The organism is Citrobacter sp. MGH110, assembly GCF_001037515.1.
GTDB lineage: Bacteria > Pseudomonadota > Gammaproteobacteria > Enterobacterales > Enterobacteriaceae > Citrobacter > Citrobacter portucalensis.
This window is the reverse complement of the sequence record NZ_KQ089830.1, coordinates 2978150-2993000: the sequence shown is the minus strand read 5'-3', so window position 1 is coordinate 2993000 and position 14851 is coordinate 2978150. Positions and strand designations below refer to the sequence as shown.

Below are 14851 nucleotides of genomic sequence, written 5' to 3'. Positions count from 1 at the left end.
CTCCGCCCGTGCACGCATGTTAGGGGCAGATAAAAAGAGATGGCTAAGCAAGACTATTACGAGATTTTAGGCGTTTCCAAGTCAGCGGAAGAGCGTGAAATCAAAAAGGCCTACAAGCGCCTGGCCATGAAATTTCACCCGGACCGCAACCAGGGTGATAAAGAGGCCGAAGCCAAGTTTAAAGAGATCAAAGAAGCGTACGAGATCCTGACCGATGCGCAAAAACGTGCGGCTTACGATCAGTACGGTCATGCTGCGTTTGAGCAAGGCGGCATGGGCGGCGGCGGCGGTTTTGGCGGCGGGGCTGACTTCAGCGATATCTTTGGTGACGTGTTTGGCGATATCTTTGGCGGCGGTCGTGGTCGTCAGCGCGCCTCACGTGGTGCTGATTTACGTTACAACATGGATCTCACTCTGGAAGAAGCCGTGCGTGGCGTCACCAAAGAGATCCGTATTCCGACTCTGGAAGAGTGTGACGTCTGCCACGGTAGCGGTGCGAAGGCAGGTACTCAGCCACAGACCTGCCCAACCTGTCACGGTTCTGGTCAGGTACAGATGCGTCAGGGCTTTTTTGCCGTACAGCAGACCTGTCCACACTGTCAGGGCCGCGGTACGCTGATCAAAGATCCGTGCAACAAATGCCACGGTCATGGTCGTGTTGAGAAAAGCAAAACGCTGTCCGTTAAGATCCCGGCAGGGGTTGATACCGGCGACCGCATTCGTTTAGCGGGCGAAGGTGAAGCCGGTGAACATGGTGCGCCAGCAGGTGATTTGTACGTTCAGGTGCAGGTAAAACAGCACCCAATTTTCGAACGTGAAGGCAATAACCTGTACTGCGAAGTACCGATTAACTTTGCGATGGCTGCGCTGGGCGGCGAGATTGAAGTCCCAACGCTGGACGGTCGCGTGAAGCTAAAAATTCCGGGCGAAACGCAAACTGGCAAACTTTTCCGCATGCGTGGAAAGGGCGTCAAGTCTGTACGCGGTGGCGCTCAGGGCGACCTGCTGTGCCGCGTGGTGGTTGAAACCCCAGTGGGCCTGAACGACAAGCAGAAGCAACTGCTCAAAGATCTGCAGGACAGCTTTGGCGGCCCGACCGGCGAACAAAACAGTCCGCGCTCCAAAAGTTTCTTCGACGGTGTGAAGAAGTTCTTTGACGATCTGACTCGCTAATTCGCAGTTTTATCTCGAATAAAAAGCCTGGGACTGAAAAGTCTCAGGCTTTTTTATTTCTGTTTTCCGCTCGGAAAATCTTTATCGACTTACTCTGTATAGATCGTAAAAACCGATTTATCCATCATGAATAATCTAATTTTAACGAGCTTTTTGAGGGTGTAAGATAGTATTTACGAAGTATTCACCCAATAGAGAGAATAAAAGTGAAACATCTGCATCGTTTTTTTAGTAGTGACGCCTCGGGGGGCATCATTCTGATCATCGCAGCCGTGGTCGCTATGCTGATGGCAAATATCGGGGTTACCAGTGGATGGTACCACGCCTTTTTGGAAACGCCCGTTCAACTGCGGGTTGGCGCGCTTGAGATCAACAAAAATATGCTGCTGTGGATCAACGACGCGTTGATGGCGGTGTTCTTCCTGTTGATTGGTCTGGAAGTAAAGCGCGAGTTAATGCAAGGTTCGCTGGCCAGTCTGCGTCAGGCGGCGTTCCCGATCATTGCTGCTATCGGGGGCATGATTGTCCCGGCACTGCTGTACCTGGCATTCAACTATGCCGATCCCATCACCCGTGAAGGGTGGGCGATCCCGGCGGCAACGGATATCGCTTTTGCGTTAGGTGTGCTGGCGTTGTTGGGCAGTCGTGTACCACTGGCGTTGAAAATCTTCCTGATGGCGCTGGCGATTATTGATGACCTCGGCGCTATCGTAATCATCGCACTGTTCTATACCAGCGATCTCTCGCTGCTGTCGCTGGGCGTTGCCGCGTGCGCAATCCTTGTTCTGGCAGGATTGAATCTGTGCGGAGTGAGACGCACCGGTATTTATATTCTGGTCGGCGTAGTGCTGTGGACTGCCGTACTGAAGTCTGGCGTGCATGCAACGCTGGCGGGCGTGATCGTGGGCTTCTTCATTCCATTGAAGGAAAAACACGGGCGTTCACCGGCTAAGCGACTGGAGCATGTTCTGCATCCATGGGTGGCATACCTGATCCTGCCACTGTTTGCTTTCGCCAACGCGGGCGTTTCACTGCAGGGCGTCACTATTGATGGACTGACCTCGATATTACCGCTGGGGATCATTGCGGGTTTGTTGATCGGTAAGCCGTTGGGTATCAGTCTGTTTTGCTGGCTGGCGTTACGCCTCAAGGTGGCGCAATTGCCGGAAGGAACGAATTTCCAGCAGATTATGGCGGTCGGTATTCTTTGCGGTATTGGCTTTACGATGTCGATTTTTATTGCCAGCCTGGCGTTTGGCAACGTCGATCCTGAGCTGATTAACTGGGCAAAACTGGGGATCCTGATCGGCTCCTTGTTGTCGGCAGTGATAGGTTACTGCTGGTTACGTGCCCGGTTGAACGCATCAGCCTGACGGGATAACCCTTTCGTGACAATTTTCAGGGAGAGAGTATGTCTCATATAAATTACAACCATCTGTACTACTTTTGGCATGTCTATAAAGAAGGGTCAGTGGTTGGTGCAGCAGAAGCGCTTTATCTGACACCGCAGACCATTACCGGGCAGATTAAAGCGCTTGAGGAACGCTTACAGGGAAAATTGTTTAAGCGGAAGGGGCGTGGGCTGGAGCCCAGTGAGTTAGGCGAATTGGTTTTTCGTTACGCGGATAAGATGTTCACCTTAAGCCAGGAAATGCTGGATATCGTGAACTACCGCAAAGAGTCTAATTTGCTGTTCGATGTCGGCGTGGCGGATGCGCTATCGAAGCAGTTGGTCAGCAGCGTACTGGATGCCGCTGTGGTTGAAGATGAACAAATCCATCTGCGTTGTTTTGAGTCAACGCACGAGATGCTGTTGGATCAACTCAGCCAGCATAAGCTGGATATGATTATCTCCGACTGTCCGATTGATTCTACGCAGCAGGAAGGGTTGTTCTCAGTGCGGATAGGCGAGTGCAGCGTGAGTTTTTGGTGCACCAAACCGCTGCCTGAAAAACCATTCCCGGCCTGCCTTGAGGAACGTCGGTTGCTGATCCCTGGACGTCGTTCGATGCTCGGACGTAAGCTGCTGAACTGGATCAACTCACAAGGATTGAATGTCGAAATCCTCGGCGAATTTGATGACGCTGCGCTGATGAAAGCGTTTGGGGCAACGCATAATGCTATTTTTGTTGCACCTACTCTGTATTCGCACAATTTCTATGCTGATGATTCTATTGTTGAAATTGGACGCGTAGAAAATGTGATGGAAGAGTATCACGCCATATTTGCGGAAAGAATGATCCAGCATCCGGCGGTGCAGCGTATTTGCAATGCGGACTACTCGGCATTGTTCAAGCCACAGTAGACATACTTACCGTAATACTTCCGGCTGCGGTACTCACCCGCAGCCGGTTTCATGCTATAGCCTCAATAAGCTACGATACTGCCCACCTTCGCGGATAAATACCGGAATTCTGTTCAATGGCGCGGCATAGTGCAACGTTTGCCCTCCCGAATAACTCTCGCCGGTCGTAAGATCCGTCCATGTTTCCCCTTCCGGTAGCCAGATATCACGTTCGCGCATACCTTCATGCATTACGGGGGCAATCAGCAGGTCAGGACCAAAACAGTACTGGTCAGTGATTGCCCAACTTGTTTCCTGTTCGGGGAAATCAAAAAACAGGGGGCGCATCACTGGCGTATTGTGCTTATGGGTTTCCTCCATCAGCGCTTTGATATAGGGCTTCAGTTTCTCTCGCAACGCCAGGCAACCCGTCAGTACGTCGCACACGTCCTCACCGTAGCTCCAGACTTCGTTCGGTGCACCGGTAGGACACTGGGCGATACCATCCCGGTACGGTTGTTCCGGTAAAATCTGCGGATCGCGGTTGCCGTGCAGACGCATCACCGGGCTAAATACGCCCCACTGGAACCAGCGGATCAGCAGTTCATGGAAATGTGGGTCGTGAATATTACCGCCATGAAAACCACCGATATCCGTCGTCCACCACGGTATCCCCGCGATTCCCATATTGAGTCCGGCGGCAAACTGGTTGCGTAGCGATCTAAACGAGGAGTGAATATCACCTGACCAGACCAGTGCGCCATACTTTTGACTGCCGGCCCAGGCGCAGCGTAGCAGGTTGATAACCTTGTCTTCACCATCGGCTTTCATGCCATCAAAAAAGGTTTTGGCGTACATTCGCGGGTAGATATTGCCCACTTCCAGTACCGGCCCGGCATGGTAGCGATAGTTGTCATAGTCATAAACGCTGAACTCAGGTTCGGCTTCGTCTAACCAGAATAGCTTCACGCCTTTATCATAATAGTTGCGTTTGGCTTTGCCCCAGACGTAGTCCCGCGCACCCGGATGGGTAGCATCAAAGAAAGTGGTGTTGCCGAGGAAATCCATATTGATCGGCAAGCCACGTTCCGTTTGTACCAGCCAGCCGTTTTCGCGCATCTCCCGATAGCTTTCGGTGCGGTTATCCACCGTCGGCCAGATGGAGACCATCAGCTCAATTCCCAGCGATTTCAGCTCGGCAATCATGGCATCAGGGTCGGGCCAGTCGCGCGCATCGAACATCCAGTCACCCTGATTCGGCCAGTGAAAGAAGTCGATAACGATCACCGAGATGGGCAGATTGCGGCGCTTATATTCGCGGGCAACCTCCAGCAGCTCTGCCTGCGTACGATAGCGGAGTTTGCACTGCCAGAAGCCCATGGCGTAGTCCGGCATCATCGGCGGTGTGCCGGTAGCCAGCGCGTAAGCCCGGCTAATTTCTGCCGGGGTATCGCCAGCCGTGATCCAGTAGTCCAGCTGTTCACTGACCTGTGCTTCCCATTCGGTAACGTTGTGGGCAAAGGTTACGCGCCCGACTGCCGGGTTGTTCCATAAAAATCCGTAGCCCAGACTGGAGAGCATAAACGGTACTGAGGCCTGGGAGTTACGTTGCGCCAGCTCAAGAACGCATCCTTTGAGATCCAGGTTAGCCTGTTGATACTGCCCCATACCATAAATTTTTTCCCCTTCGGTGGCTTCGAAGCGGGCTTTAAGTGAATATTTTCCACCCTGAATAGGGCGGAATTCGCGCCCTTCAAGGTTGAGTGCGCTGACGTACTGGCCGTGGGAAGATTCATCCTCGCCAATTTCGCCCCGCAGGCGCCAGAACTCCTGCAACAGAGGTTTGTGTGGATGGCGGTAAAAGGTAACTTGTCCTTTTTGATTGACGATAGCGATAATTTTGCCGTTGGTCAGCGTCGCCTGGTGGTGCTCGTAATCAATGTGGCAGTGGCTTTCTGCGACTGGCTCAGTCAATGCCCAGTCTTCATTTCTCATTACCGGCAGATGACGGCCACTGCGTACGCGCAGGCTGTTCTCGCCCCAGGGTTCAATCCATAAATAGCGATCGTTTTGCTGCCAGACCAGGCGACGCGGGTCATGTTGCATAAATGGCATGGTGGTGCCTCCCATATTTCGAGGGTGAAGGTAAAGATCGTTTTTAGTTGATGGTTTCCAGATCGTGGCGAATCTTCTCTTCCATCGCTTCGTATTTACGAAAGAAAAGTAGTGGGATCGCTGCGAGCGCGAAGAGTAGGGCGGGTGCCCAGATAAAGGCCCAGGTAATTCCCTCCAGACCCGCAGCGCTCTGGGCATGGTTGGGGACATAGCCAAAACTGTTCATGATCCAGGCAGCGAAAGCGGTACCGAGGCCACTACCCATCTTGATGCAGAAGGTGCTGCCGAAGGCGATAAGAATGCCGGTAGCCTTAATACCCGTCTTCCATGCGCCGAAGTCGACTGCGAAGCCCAGCATGGCAAACGGCATTGAGCAGGCGATACCGCTGCCGATATTGCCGAGTACCCAGGCGGCGATGAGAAAAGGAATGTTGTCCGCTGCCAGCCACATCATGATGCCGCCAAGCGTGGCGACCAGCAGACCGCCTACCCATATCCACGTTTTAGCCAGGTATTTGCTAAAGAAGGGGATAGCGATGATAAACAGGATCTGAATTGTCGCCAGGCTGTTAATCAGCGGAACCAGATCTTTGCGGTCGAGGTTGTAGGTCAGATAGTAAACAATCGTTGTGGAGCGTTGTTGTAGGGCAATCCAGAAGATCAGGTTTGCCAGCACCATCAGGATCCATGGCCAGTTGCCTTTCATTGCCGCAAAACTCTTTTTCATCGGCAATTTAGGTTCTTGTTGAATTTTATCCGTATTCATTTCTCGGATATTTTTAAAGGCGAAAAGCGTTAACGAACAGGATATTACGGCAAATATAATCGCCGTATAAATAAAACCCGCATGATCATTTCCGTTACCTAAAAAAGCAACTAACGGCAGTGCAGTCGCATTCATTAATAAAACCCCAATCTGCCCACCGGTCATTCGCCAGGAATTTAAAACCAGTCTTTCCTTAGGAGATAAGGTCATCAGGGGTAATATTGCACTGAGCGGTGTATTAAGTCCGGTAAATAGAATGCTGGCAATCATATAAGATATTGCTGCATAGATAGCTTTTCCGGTCATACTGATATCAGGAGACCAAAATGACAGGGCGCTGAATACGGCAAAAGGTAATGGCAACCATAAAAACCAGGGGCGGCATTTACCATAACGCGAACGCGTTTTATCGATGATGATCCCCCATATGGGGGCGTCTATGCCATCGACAATACGTGCCAGCAGCAGGATGACGCCTGCTACGGCGAGGCTAATACCTGCAACGTCTGTGTAGAAATATAAAATGTAAGTTGAACCGAAACAATACAGCAGATTACCCGCCACATCCAAAGAGCCGTAGCTAATACGCTGTAGTAAAGATAATGATGTTGACCCGCATGACTGGGTATCCTCAATAACAGAACTCATAATAATAACTCCGATACTGGAACGATACGCCCAGAAAAACAGCTTCTACTTTCCAAGCAAGTTTTAAATATTATTTTTATGTCGTTACTGAATTTAACCTCAGATTAAAATGAGTGAGTAAGGTGTACATGAAAAGTAGTTAACCCTACCGCAGCAATCAATTATCAAATCTTACATCAGGATTGCGTTTATTCGTTTTTGAATGAACGATGTTTCTATTTGCTAAGGTGGTCACAGTTTTTTTAATAATGAAATAAAAAAAGGAAAACAGTGAAAGAAAATAACTTTCACGTATTACGCGACGCGACTGAGGAAGGGATAGCTGAAAAAACAGGCTGGTCAGGAAGAGTGTGAACGAGCGAGAACAACATCAGTGGCTAAAGAGAAAAACGTCAGATAGCAGGCATAAAAAAACCCGCTTGCGCGGGTTTTTTCACAAAGCGACAACAAGCAGGCGATTAAGCCAGTTTGTTGATCTGTGCAGTCAGGTTTGCTTTATGACGTGCAGCTTTGTTTTTGTGGATCAGACCTTTAGCAGCCTGACGGTCCACGATTGGTTGCATTTCGTTAAATGCTTTCAGTGCAGTAGCTTTGTCGCCAGCTTCGATAGCTGCGTATACTTTCTTGATGAAAGTACGCATCATAGAGCGACGGCTAGCGTTGTGCTTGCGGGCCTTTTCAGACTGAACGGCGCGCTTCTTAGCTGATTTGATATTAGCCAAGGTCCAACTCCCAAATGTGTTCTATATGGACAATTCAAAGGCCGAGGAATATGCCCTTTTAGCCTTCTTTTGTCAATGGATTTGTGCAAATAAGCGCCGTTTAAATTGCAGCACTCGTTGCGTAGTGATGGCGCAGGATTCTACCAGCTTGCGTGGCGTGAATACAGCTTTTCCACGAGAAAAATTGCATTGGCGTGCCCATGAAGGTCTGCAATTTGTTTCATAACAATGAAAACAATCCTCTTTCTGTTTCGTAGAAACAATCGCCGGTTAACGTTGACCGCGGTACAGGGTATACTTTCACGATTTTCACTGTTTTGAGCCAGACATGAAGCTGATACGAGGCATACATAATCTCAGTCAGGCCCCGCATGGGTGTGTGCTGACTATTGGTAATTTCGACGGCGTGCACCGTGGCCACCGTGCGTTGCTGCAGGGTTTACGGGAAGAAGGGCGCAAACGCAATTTACCGGTGATGGTGATGATTTTCGAGCCGCAGCCGCTGGAGCTGTTTGCGACCGACAAGTCACCTGCGCGCCTCACTCGCCTGCGCGAAAAACTGCGTTATCTGGCGGAATGCGGCGTGGACTACGTGCTGTGCGTGCGTTTTGACAGGCGCTTTGCGGCATTAACGGCGCAGACCTTCATCAGCGATCTGCTGGTTAAGCGCCTTGGTGTACAATTTCTTGCCGTTGGTGATGATTTCCGCTTTGGCGCTAGCCGTGCGGGCGATTTCTTGTTATTACAGGAAGCGGGCGCTGAGTATGGTTTTGATATCACCAGCACCCAAACCTTCTGCGAAGGCGGTGTGCGCATTAGCAGCACCGCGGTACGTCAGGCGCTGGCAGAAGATAACCTGCAACTGGCCGAAAGCCTGCTTGGGCATCCTTTTACTATCTCAGGACGTGTCGTTCACGGTGATGAATTAGGGCGCACCATCGGTTTTCCGACGGCAAACTTACCGCTGCGTCGCCAGGTTTCTCCGGTGAAAGGGGTTTATGCGGTTGAAGTGATGGGACTGGGCGATAAACCGTTGCCCGGCGTCGCCAATATCGGCACCCGCCCGACGGTAGCAGGCGTACGCCAACAGTTGGAAGTGCATCTATTGGACGTTGTAATGGACCTGTATGGTCGCCATATAGATGTAGTACTGCGTAAAAAAATACGCAGCGAACAGCGATTTGCCTCGCTGGATGAGCTAAAAGCGCAGATTGCGCGTGATGAGTTGACTGCCCGTGAATTTTTTGGGCTAACAAAACCGGCTTAATGCCTATACGAGTTTTAAATACGGAACCGAGAATCTGATGAGTGACTATAAATCAACCCTGAATTTGCCGGAAACAGGGTTCCCGATGCGCGGCGATCTCGCCAAGCGCGAACCGGGAATGCTGGCGCGTTGGACTGATGATGACCTGTACGGCATCATTCGTGCGGCCAAAAAAGGCAAAAAAACCTTCATTCTGCATGATGGCCCTCCTTATGCGAATGGCAGCATTCATATTGGTCACTCGGTTAACAAGATTCTGAAAGACATTATCGTGAAGTCCAAAGGACTCACGGGTTATGACTCGCCTTACGTTCCGGGCTGGGACTGCCACGGTCTGCCGATCGAGCTGAAAGTAGAGCAGGAATACGGCAAACCGGGCGAGAAGTTTACCGCCGCTGAGTTCCGTGCCAAGTGCCGCGAATACGCAGCGACCCAGGTTGACGGTCAGCGTAAAGACTTTATCCGTCTTGGCGTACTGGGCGACTGGTCGCATCCGTACCTGACCATGGACTTCAAAACCGAAGCCAACATCATTCGTGCGCTGGGTAAAATCATCGGTAACGGTCACCTGCACAAAGGTGCGAAGCCGGTGCACTGGTGCGTTGACTGCCGTTCCGCGCTGGCGGAAGCGGAAGTTGAGTATTATGACAAAACCTCCCCGTCCATCGACGTGGCGTTCCACGCCGCCGATCAGGATGCGGTGAAAGCGAAATTTGGCGTTTCTGACGTCAACGGCCCGATCTCTCTGGTTATCTGGACCACTACCCCGTGGACGTTACCGGCGAACCGCGCAATCTCTCTGGCACCTGATTTTGACTATGCGCTGGTGCAGATTGACGGCCAGGCTGTGATTCTGGCGAAAGATCTGGTTGAAAGTGTTATGCAGCGTATTGGCGCGGCTGAATACACCATTCTCGGCACCGTTAAAGGCGCTGAGCTGGAACTGCTGCGCTTTACCCATCCGTTTATGGGCTTTGATGTGCCAGCTATCCTTGGCGATCACGTTACGCTGGATGCGGGTACCGGTGCGGTTCATACCGCTGGCGGTCACGGTCCGGATGACTACGTCATCAGCCAGAAATACGGTCTGGAAATCGCTAACCCGGTTGGCCCGGACGGCGCATACCTGGCGGGTACCTATCCGGATCTGGACGGCGTGAACGTCTTTAAAGCCAACGACAAAATCGTTGCGCTGCTTAGCGAAAAAGGTGCGCTGCTGCACGTTGAGAAGATGCAGCACAGCTACCCATGCTGCTGGCGTCACAAGTCACCGATCATTTTCCGCGCAACCCCACAGTGGTTCGTCAGCATGGATCAAAAAGGCCTGCGCGCACAGTCGCTGAAAGAGATCAAAGGCGTGCAGTGGATCCCGGACTGGGGCCAGGCGCGTATTGAATCGATGGTTGCTAACCGTCCTGACTGGTGTATTTCCCGTCAGCGTACGTGGGGTGTGCCGATGTCTCTGTTTGTTCACAAAGACACCGAAGAGCTGCATCCGCGCGCTATCGAACTGATGGAAGAAGTGGCTAAACGCGTTGAAGTTGACGGCATCCAGGCGTGGTGGGATCTCGATCCGAAAGATATCCTCGGCGACGAAGCTGACCAGTATGTCAAAGTCCCGGATACGCTGGACGTGTGGTTCGACTCTGGTTCAACCCACTCCTCCGTCGTAGACGTACGTCCTGAGTTTGCAGGCCATGCGGCAGATATGTATCTGGAAGGCTCTGACCAGCACCGTGGCTGGTTCATGTCATCTCTGATGATCTCCACCGCCATGAAAGGCAAAGCACCTTATCGCCAGGTACTGACCCACGGTTTCACCGTTGATGGTCAGGGCCGTAAGATGTCCAAGTCTATCGGTAACACCGTTTCTCCGCAGGATGTGATGAACAAACTGGGCGCGGATATTCTGCGTCTGTGGGTGGCTTCAACCGACTATACCGGTGAAATGGCCGTTTCTGACGAAATTCTGAAACGTGCTGCCGACAGCTATCGTCGTATCCGTAACACCGCGCGCTTCCTGCTGGCGAACCTGAACGGGTTCGATCCGGTTAAAGACATGGTGAAACCGGAAGAGATGGTGGTGCTGGACAGGTGGGCGGTAGGTTGTGCGCAAGCGGCGCAGGACGAAATCCTGAAAGCCTATGAAGCCTATGACTTCCACGAAGTGGTACAGCGCCTGATGCGCTTCTGCTCCGTCGAAATGGGTTCGTTCTACCTCGACATCATCAAAGACCGTCAGTACACCGCGAAAGCGGACAGCGTGGCGCGTCGTAGCTGCCAGACTGCGCTGTTCCATATCGCTGAAGCGCTGGTTCGTTGGATGGCGCCGATCATGTCCTTCACCGCCGATGAAATCTGGGGCTACCTGCCGGGCGATCGTGAGAAGTATGTCTTTACCGGTGAATGGTACGAAGGTCTGTTTGGCCTAGGCGAAACCGAGGCGATGAACGATGCCTTCTGGGACGAGCTGCTGAAAGTGCGTGGCGAAGTGAACAAAGTCATCGAACAGGCGCGTGCGGATAAGAAAGTCGGTGGTTCTCTGGAGGCTTCAGTCACCCTGTACGCTGAACCTGAGCTGGCGGCGAAACTGACCGCGCTGGGCGAAGAGTTGCGTTTTGTACTGCTGACCTCTGGTGCGACGGTTGCGGATTATGCAGCGGCTCCTGCTGATGCTCAGCAGAGCGAACTGCTCAAAGGTCTGAAAATCGTACTGAGCAAAGCCGAAGGTGAGAAATGCCCGCGCTGCTGGCATTACACTACCGACGTCGGCCAGGTGGCGGAACATGCAGATATCTGCGGACGCTGTGTCAGCAACATCGCCGGTGATGGCGAACAACGTAAGTTTGCCTGATGAGTAAGCCTCTTTGTTCAACAGGACTACGCTGGCTGTGGCTGGTGGTAGTCGTGCTGATTATCGATTTAGGCAGCAAATACCTGATCCTCCAGAACTTTGCTCTGGGGGATACGGTGTCGCTGTTTCCGTCGCTTAATCTGCATTACGCGCGTAACTATGGTGCGGCGTTTAGCTTCTTAGCCGACAGCGGCGGCTGGCAACGTTGGTTCTTTGCCGGCATCGCCATCGGTATTTGCGTCATCCTGATGGTGATGATGTATCGCTCGAAGGCGACGCAGAAGCTGAACAACATCGCGTATGCGTTAATCATTGGCGGTGCGCTGGGCAACTTGTTCGACCGCCTGTGGCACGGCTTCGTGGTTGATATGATTGACTTTTACGTCGGCGACTGGCATTTCGCGACCTTCAATCTGGCCGATACTGCTATCTGTATCGGCGCGGCATTGATTGTTCTCGAAGGCTTCCTGCCGTCGAAAGAGAAAAAAGCCGCATAAAAAAATGCCGGATGGCGCTATGCTAATCCGGCCTACAATATACTGCGATCCTTGTTTGCCCGGTAAGCGTATCGCCACCGGGCAAACAGGCGGCAGCAATTTTAAAGAGCAACCTGCATGTCTAAATCAGTACAGAGTAACAGTGCGGTGCTGGTGCACTTCACCCTTAAGCTCGACGATGGCTCAACCGCAGAGTCAACCCGCAATAACGGCAAGCCTGCGCTGTTTCGCCTGGGCGACGGTTCTCTGTCTGAAGGACTTGAACAACACCTGCTGGGGCTAAAAGAAGGTGATAAAACCACTTTTGCTCTGGAACCGGATGCCGCCTTTGGCGTGTCAAGTCCGGACTTAATTCAGTATTTCTCGCGTCGGGAGTTTATGGACGCGGGCGAGCCAGAAATTGGCGCTATCATGCTCTTTACCGCAATGGACGGCAGTGAGATGCCTGGCGTGATCCGCGAAATCAACGGTGATTCGATCACGGTTGATTTCAACCATCCGCTGGCCGGGCATACCGTTCATTTTGATATTGAAGTGCTGGAAGTCGAACCGGCACTGGAGGCGTAAAATGCAGATCCTGTTGGCCAACCCGCGCGGTTTTTGCGCTGGCGTAGACCGCGCTATCAGCATTGTGGAAAACGCGCTGGCTATTTATGGCGCGCCGATTTATGTCCGTCACGAGGTGGTGCATAACCGCTATGTGGTGGATAGCCTGCGCGAGCGCGGCGCTATTTTTATCGAGCAAATCAGCGAAGTGCCGGATGGCGCGATCCTGATTTTCTCCGCTCATGGCGTATCTCAGGCGGTGCGTAACGAAGCCAAAGGCCGTGACCTCACGGTTTTTGATGCGACCTGCCCGCTGGTAACGAAAGTGCATATGGAAGTTGCCCGCGCCAGTCGTCGTGGCGAAGAATCCATTCTGATTGGTCACGCCGGGCACCCGGAAGTCGAAGGCACGATGGGCCAGTACAGCAACCCGCAAGGGGGAATGTATCTGGTTGAATCACCGGATGATGTGCTGAAACTGAATGTGAAAAATGAAGGAAAATTATCCTTCATGACGCAGACAACGCTTTCCGTTGACGACACTTCTGACGTTATTGATGCGCTGCGTCAACGCTTCCCGAAAATTGTCGGGCCGCGCAAAGACGATATCTGTTATGCCACCACCAACCGTCAGGAAGCGGTTCGCGCGCTGGCGGAACAGGCTGATGTTGTGCTGGTGGTCGGCTCTAAGAACTCCTCTAACTCCAACCGTCTGGCTGAACTGGCCCAGCGAATGGGGAAAGCGGCGTATTTGATTGACGATGCGACCGACATTCAGGAAGCGTGGGTGAAAGAAGCGAAGTGTGTGGGCGTGACGGCCGGAGCCTCGGCGCCGGATATCCTGGTGCAAAACGTGATTGCTCGCCTGCAAGAGCTTGGTGGTGGGGAAGCGATCCCACTGGAAGGCCGCGAAGAGAACATCGTTTTCGAAGTGCCGAAAGAGCTGCGTGTGGATGTTCGTGAAGTAGAGTAAGTCTTTCCGGTTACGATTATGAGAAGATGCCAGACTTAACGTCTGGCATTTTTTTATGGAGAAACCATGCGCTTACCGATCATTCTTGATACCGATCCCGGCATTGATGATGCCGCCGCCATTGCCGCCGCGCTGTTTGCCCCTGAGCTGGATCTGCAACTGATGACCACGGTAGCAGGCAATGTGTCGGTGGAGAAAACCACCCGTAATGCGTTGCAACTGCTGCACTTCTGGAATGCGGATGTTCCGCTGGCGCAGGGAGCATCAATGCCGCTGGTGCGGCCACTGCGTGATGCCGCTTCCGTGCACGGCGAGTCCGGTATGGAAGGGTATGAATTTGTCGAACACGACCGCCAGGCGATGGCAAAACCCGCCTTCCAGGCGATTCGCGATGCGCTGATGCATGCCCCGCAGCCCGTGACGCTGGTGGCGATTGGCCCGCTGACCAACATTGCGCTGCTGCTGACCCATTATCCTGAATGCGTATTTAACATTCACCGTCTGGTGATTATGGGCGGCTCTGCCGGGCGCGGGAACTTCACACCCAACGCCGAGTTTAATATTGCTATCGATCCCGAGGCCGCAGCGAAAGTCTTCCAGAGTGGGCTGGAGATTGTGATGTGTGGGCTGGATGTCACTAATCAGGCTATGCTCGCCCCGGACTATCTGGCGACGCTCCCCCAACTTAACCAGACGGGGAAAATGCTGCATGCGCTGTTTAGCCATTACCGTAGCGGCAGTATGAATACGGGGCTGCGAATGCACGATCTGTGTGCCATTGCCTGGCTGGTGCGCCCGGAACTGTTTATCCTGCAGTCGTGTTTCGTGGCGGTTGAAACCCAGGGCGAATATACCTCGGGTACGACTGTAGTGGACATTGAAGGACGCTTGGGGCATCCGGCAAATGCGCAGGTTGCGCTGGATCTTGACGTTGAGGGATTCCAGCAGTGGGTGGCAGAGGTGCTGGCACTGGCCCCTTGAGGTTGTGATCCGGCCCGCAATATGC

At 52.6% G+C, this 14851-nt stretch carries 12 protein-coding genes and 1 pseudogene; 10 read left to right on the top strand and 3 right to left on the bottom strand.

Going from position 1 to position 14851, the window contains the following annotated elements; translation table 11 throughout:
- The first annotated feature begins 39 nt into the window (after nucleotides 1-39).
- The 3 genes from dnaJ to nhaR all read left to right on the top strand — a co-directional run bounded on the left by dnaJ (nucleotide 40) and on the right by nhaR (nucleotide 3478).
- Nucleotides 40-1173 (top strand): molecular chaperone DnaJ, encoded by a 1134-nt coding sequence (dnaJ, locus tag SK38_RS14100; RefSeq protein ID WP_003829737.1) that lies wholly within the window; start codon nucleotides 40-42, stop codon nucleotides 1171-1173.
- A gap of 206 nt (nucleotides 1174-1379) precedes the next feature.
- Entirely contained in the window at nucleotides 1380-2546 is a 1167-nt protein-coding gene (gene nhaA / locus SK38_RS14095; protein ID WP_008786152.1) for a Na+/H+ antiporter NhaA, read from the top strand.
- A 38-nt stretch (nucleotides 2547-2584) separates the two neighbouring features.
- Nucleotides 2585-3478: a transcriptional activator NhaR gene (gene nhaR / locus SK38_RS14090; protein ID WP_032942332.1), complete on the top strand. Its 894-nt coding sequence runs from the start codon at nucleotides 2585-2587 to the stop codon at nucleotides 3476-3478.
- Between the two features lie 54 nt (nucleotides 3479-3532).
- Here nhaR and SK38_RS14085 read toward each other — a convergent pair whose 3' ends face one another.
- The 3 genes from SK38_RS14085 to rpsT form a co-directional block, all read right to left on the bottom strand.
- A complete protein-coding gene (locus SK38_RS14085) occupies nucleotides 3533-5572 on the bottom strand; it encodes a glycoside hydrolase family 31 protein (RefSeq protein WP_048236163.1) in 2040 nt (679 codons plus the stop codon).
- Between the two features lie 43 nt (nucleotides 5573-5615).
- On the bottom strand, nucleotides 5616-6986 hold the full coding sequence (locus SK38_RS14080; protein WP_048236162.1) for an MFS transporter: 1371 nt from the start codon (nucleotides 6984-6986) through the stop codon (nucleotides 5616-5618).
- A 458-nt stretch (nucleotides 6987-7444) separates the two neighbouring features.
- Nucleotides 7445-7708, bottom strand: a complete 264-nt coding sequence (rpsT, locus tag SK38_RS14075) for a 30S ribosomal protein S20 (protein ID WP_003018940.1) — start codon at nucleotides 7706-7708, stop codon at nucleotides 7445-7447.
- A 105-nt stretch (nucleotides 7709-7813) separates the two neighbouring features.
- Here rpsT and SK38_RS25220 point away from each other — a divergent pair.
- The 7 genes and pseudogenes from SK38_RS25220 (at nucleotide 7814) to rihC (ending at nucleotide 14826) form a co-directional block, all read left to right on the top strand.
- A pseudogene (locus SK38_RS25220) lies at nucleotides 7814-8029 on the top strand (DUF2575 domain-containing protein).
- A gap of 7 nt (nucleotides 8030-8036) precedes the next feature.
- On the top strand, nucleotides 8037-8975 hold the full coding sequence (ribF, locus tag SK38_RS14070) for a bifunctional riboflavin kinase/FAD synthetase (RefSeq protein ID WP_003829725.1): 939 nt from the start codon (nucleotides 8037-8039) through the stop codon (nucleotides 8973-8975).
- Between the two features lie 37 nt (nucleotides 8976-9012).
- Complete coding sequence (ileS, locus tag SK38_RS14065) at nucleotides 9013-11829, top strand: isoleucine--tRNA ligase (protein WP_048236161.1); 2817 nt, start codon at nucleotides 9013-9015, stop codon at nucleotides 11827-11829.
- The gene (gene lspA / locus SK38_RS14060; RefSeq protein ID WP_003018932.1) at nucleotides 11829-12326 is read left to right on the top strand and encodes a signal peptidase II; all 498 of its coding nucleotides are present in this window, start codon (nucleotides 11829-11831) and stop codon (nucleotides 12324-12326) included. Before ileS ends, lspA begins: the two co-directional genes overlap by 1 nt.
- 117 nt (nucleotides 12327-12443) lie before the next feature.
- Complete coding sequence (gene fkpB, locus SK38_RS14055) at nucleotides 12444-12893, top strand: FKBP-type peptidyl-prolyl cis-trans isomerase (RefSeq protein ID WP_003018929.1); 450 nt, start codon at nucleotides 12444-12446, stop codon at nucleotides 12891-12893.
- A 1-nt stretch (nucleotide 12894) separates the two neighbouring features.
- On the top strand, nucleotides 12895-13845 hold the full coding sequence (gene ispH, locus SK38_RS14050; protein WP_003018925.1) for a 4-hydroxy-3-methylbut-2-enyl diphosphate reductase: 951 nt from the start codon (nucleotides 12895-12897) through the stop codon (nucleotides 13843-13845).
- Nucleotides 13846-13911: 66 nt separating this feature from the next.
- Nucleotides 13912-14826, top strand: coding sequence for a ribonucleoside hydrolase RihC (rihC, locus tag SK38_RS14045; RefSeq protein ID WP_048236160.1), 915 nt, complete (start codon nucleotides 13912-13914; stop codon nucleotides 14824-14826).
- Nucleotides 14827-14851 lie beyond the last annotated feature (25 nt).

Coding starts and splice junctions, on each gene's coding strand:
- dnaJ (WP_003829737.1), top strand. CDS start 40: ATGGCTAAGCAAGACTATTACGAGATTTTAGGCGTTTCCAAGTCAGCG.
- nhaR (WP_032942332.1), top strand. CDS start 2,585: ATGTCTCATATAAATTACAACCATCTGTACTACTTTTGGCATGTCTAT.
- SK38_RS14085 (WP_048236163.1), bottom strand. CDS start 5,572: ATGCCATTTATGCAACATGACCCGCGTCGCCTGGTCTGGCAGCAAAAC.
- SK38_RS14080 (WP_048236162.1), bottom strand. CDS start 6,986: ATGAGTTCTGTTATTGAGGATACCCAGTCATGCGGGTCAACATCATTA.
- ribF (WP_003829725.1), top strand. CDS start 8,037: ATGAAGCTGATACGAGGCATACATAATCTCAGTCAGGCCCCGCATGGG.
- ileS (WP_048236161.1), top strand. CDS start 9,013: ATGAGTGACTATAAATCAACCCTGAATTTGCCGGAAACAGGGTTCCCG.
- lspA (WP_003018932.1), top strand. CDS start 11,829: ATGAGTAAGCCTCTTTGTTCAACAGGACTACGCTGGCTGTGGCTGGTG.
- fkpB (WP_003018929.1), top strand. CDS start 12,444: ATGTCTAAATCAGTACAGAGTAACAGTGCGGTGCTGGTGCACTTCACC.
- ispH (WP_003018925.1), top strand. CDS start 12,895: ATGCAGATCCTGTTGGCCAACCCGCGCGGTTTTTGCGCTGGCGTAGAC.
- rihC (WP_048236160.1), top strand. CDS start 13,912: ATGCGCTTACCGATCATTCTTGATACCGATCCCGGCATTGATGATGCC.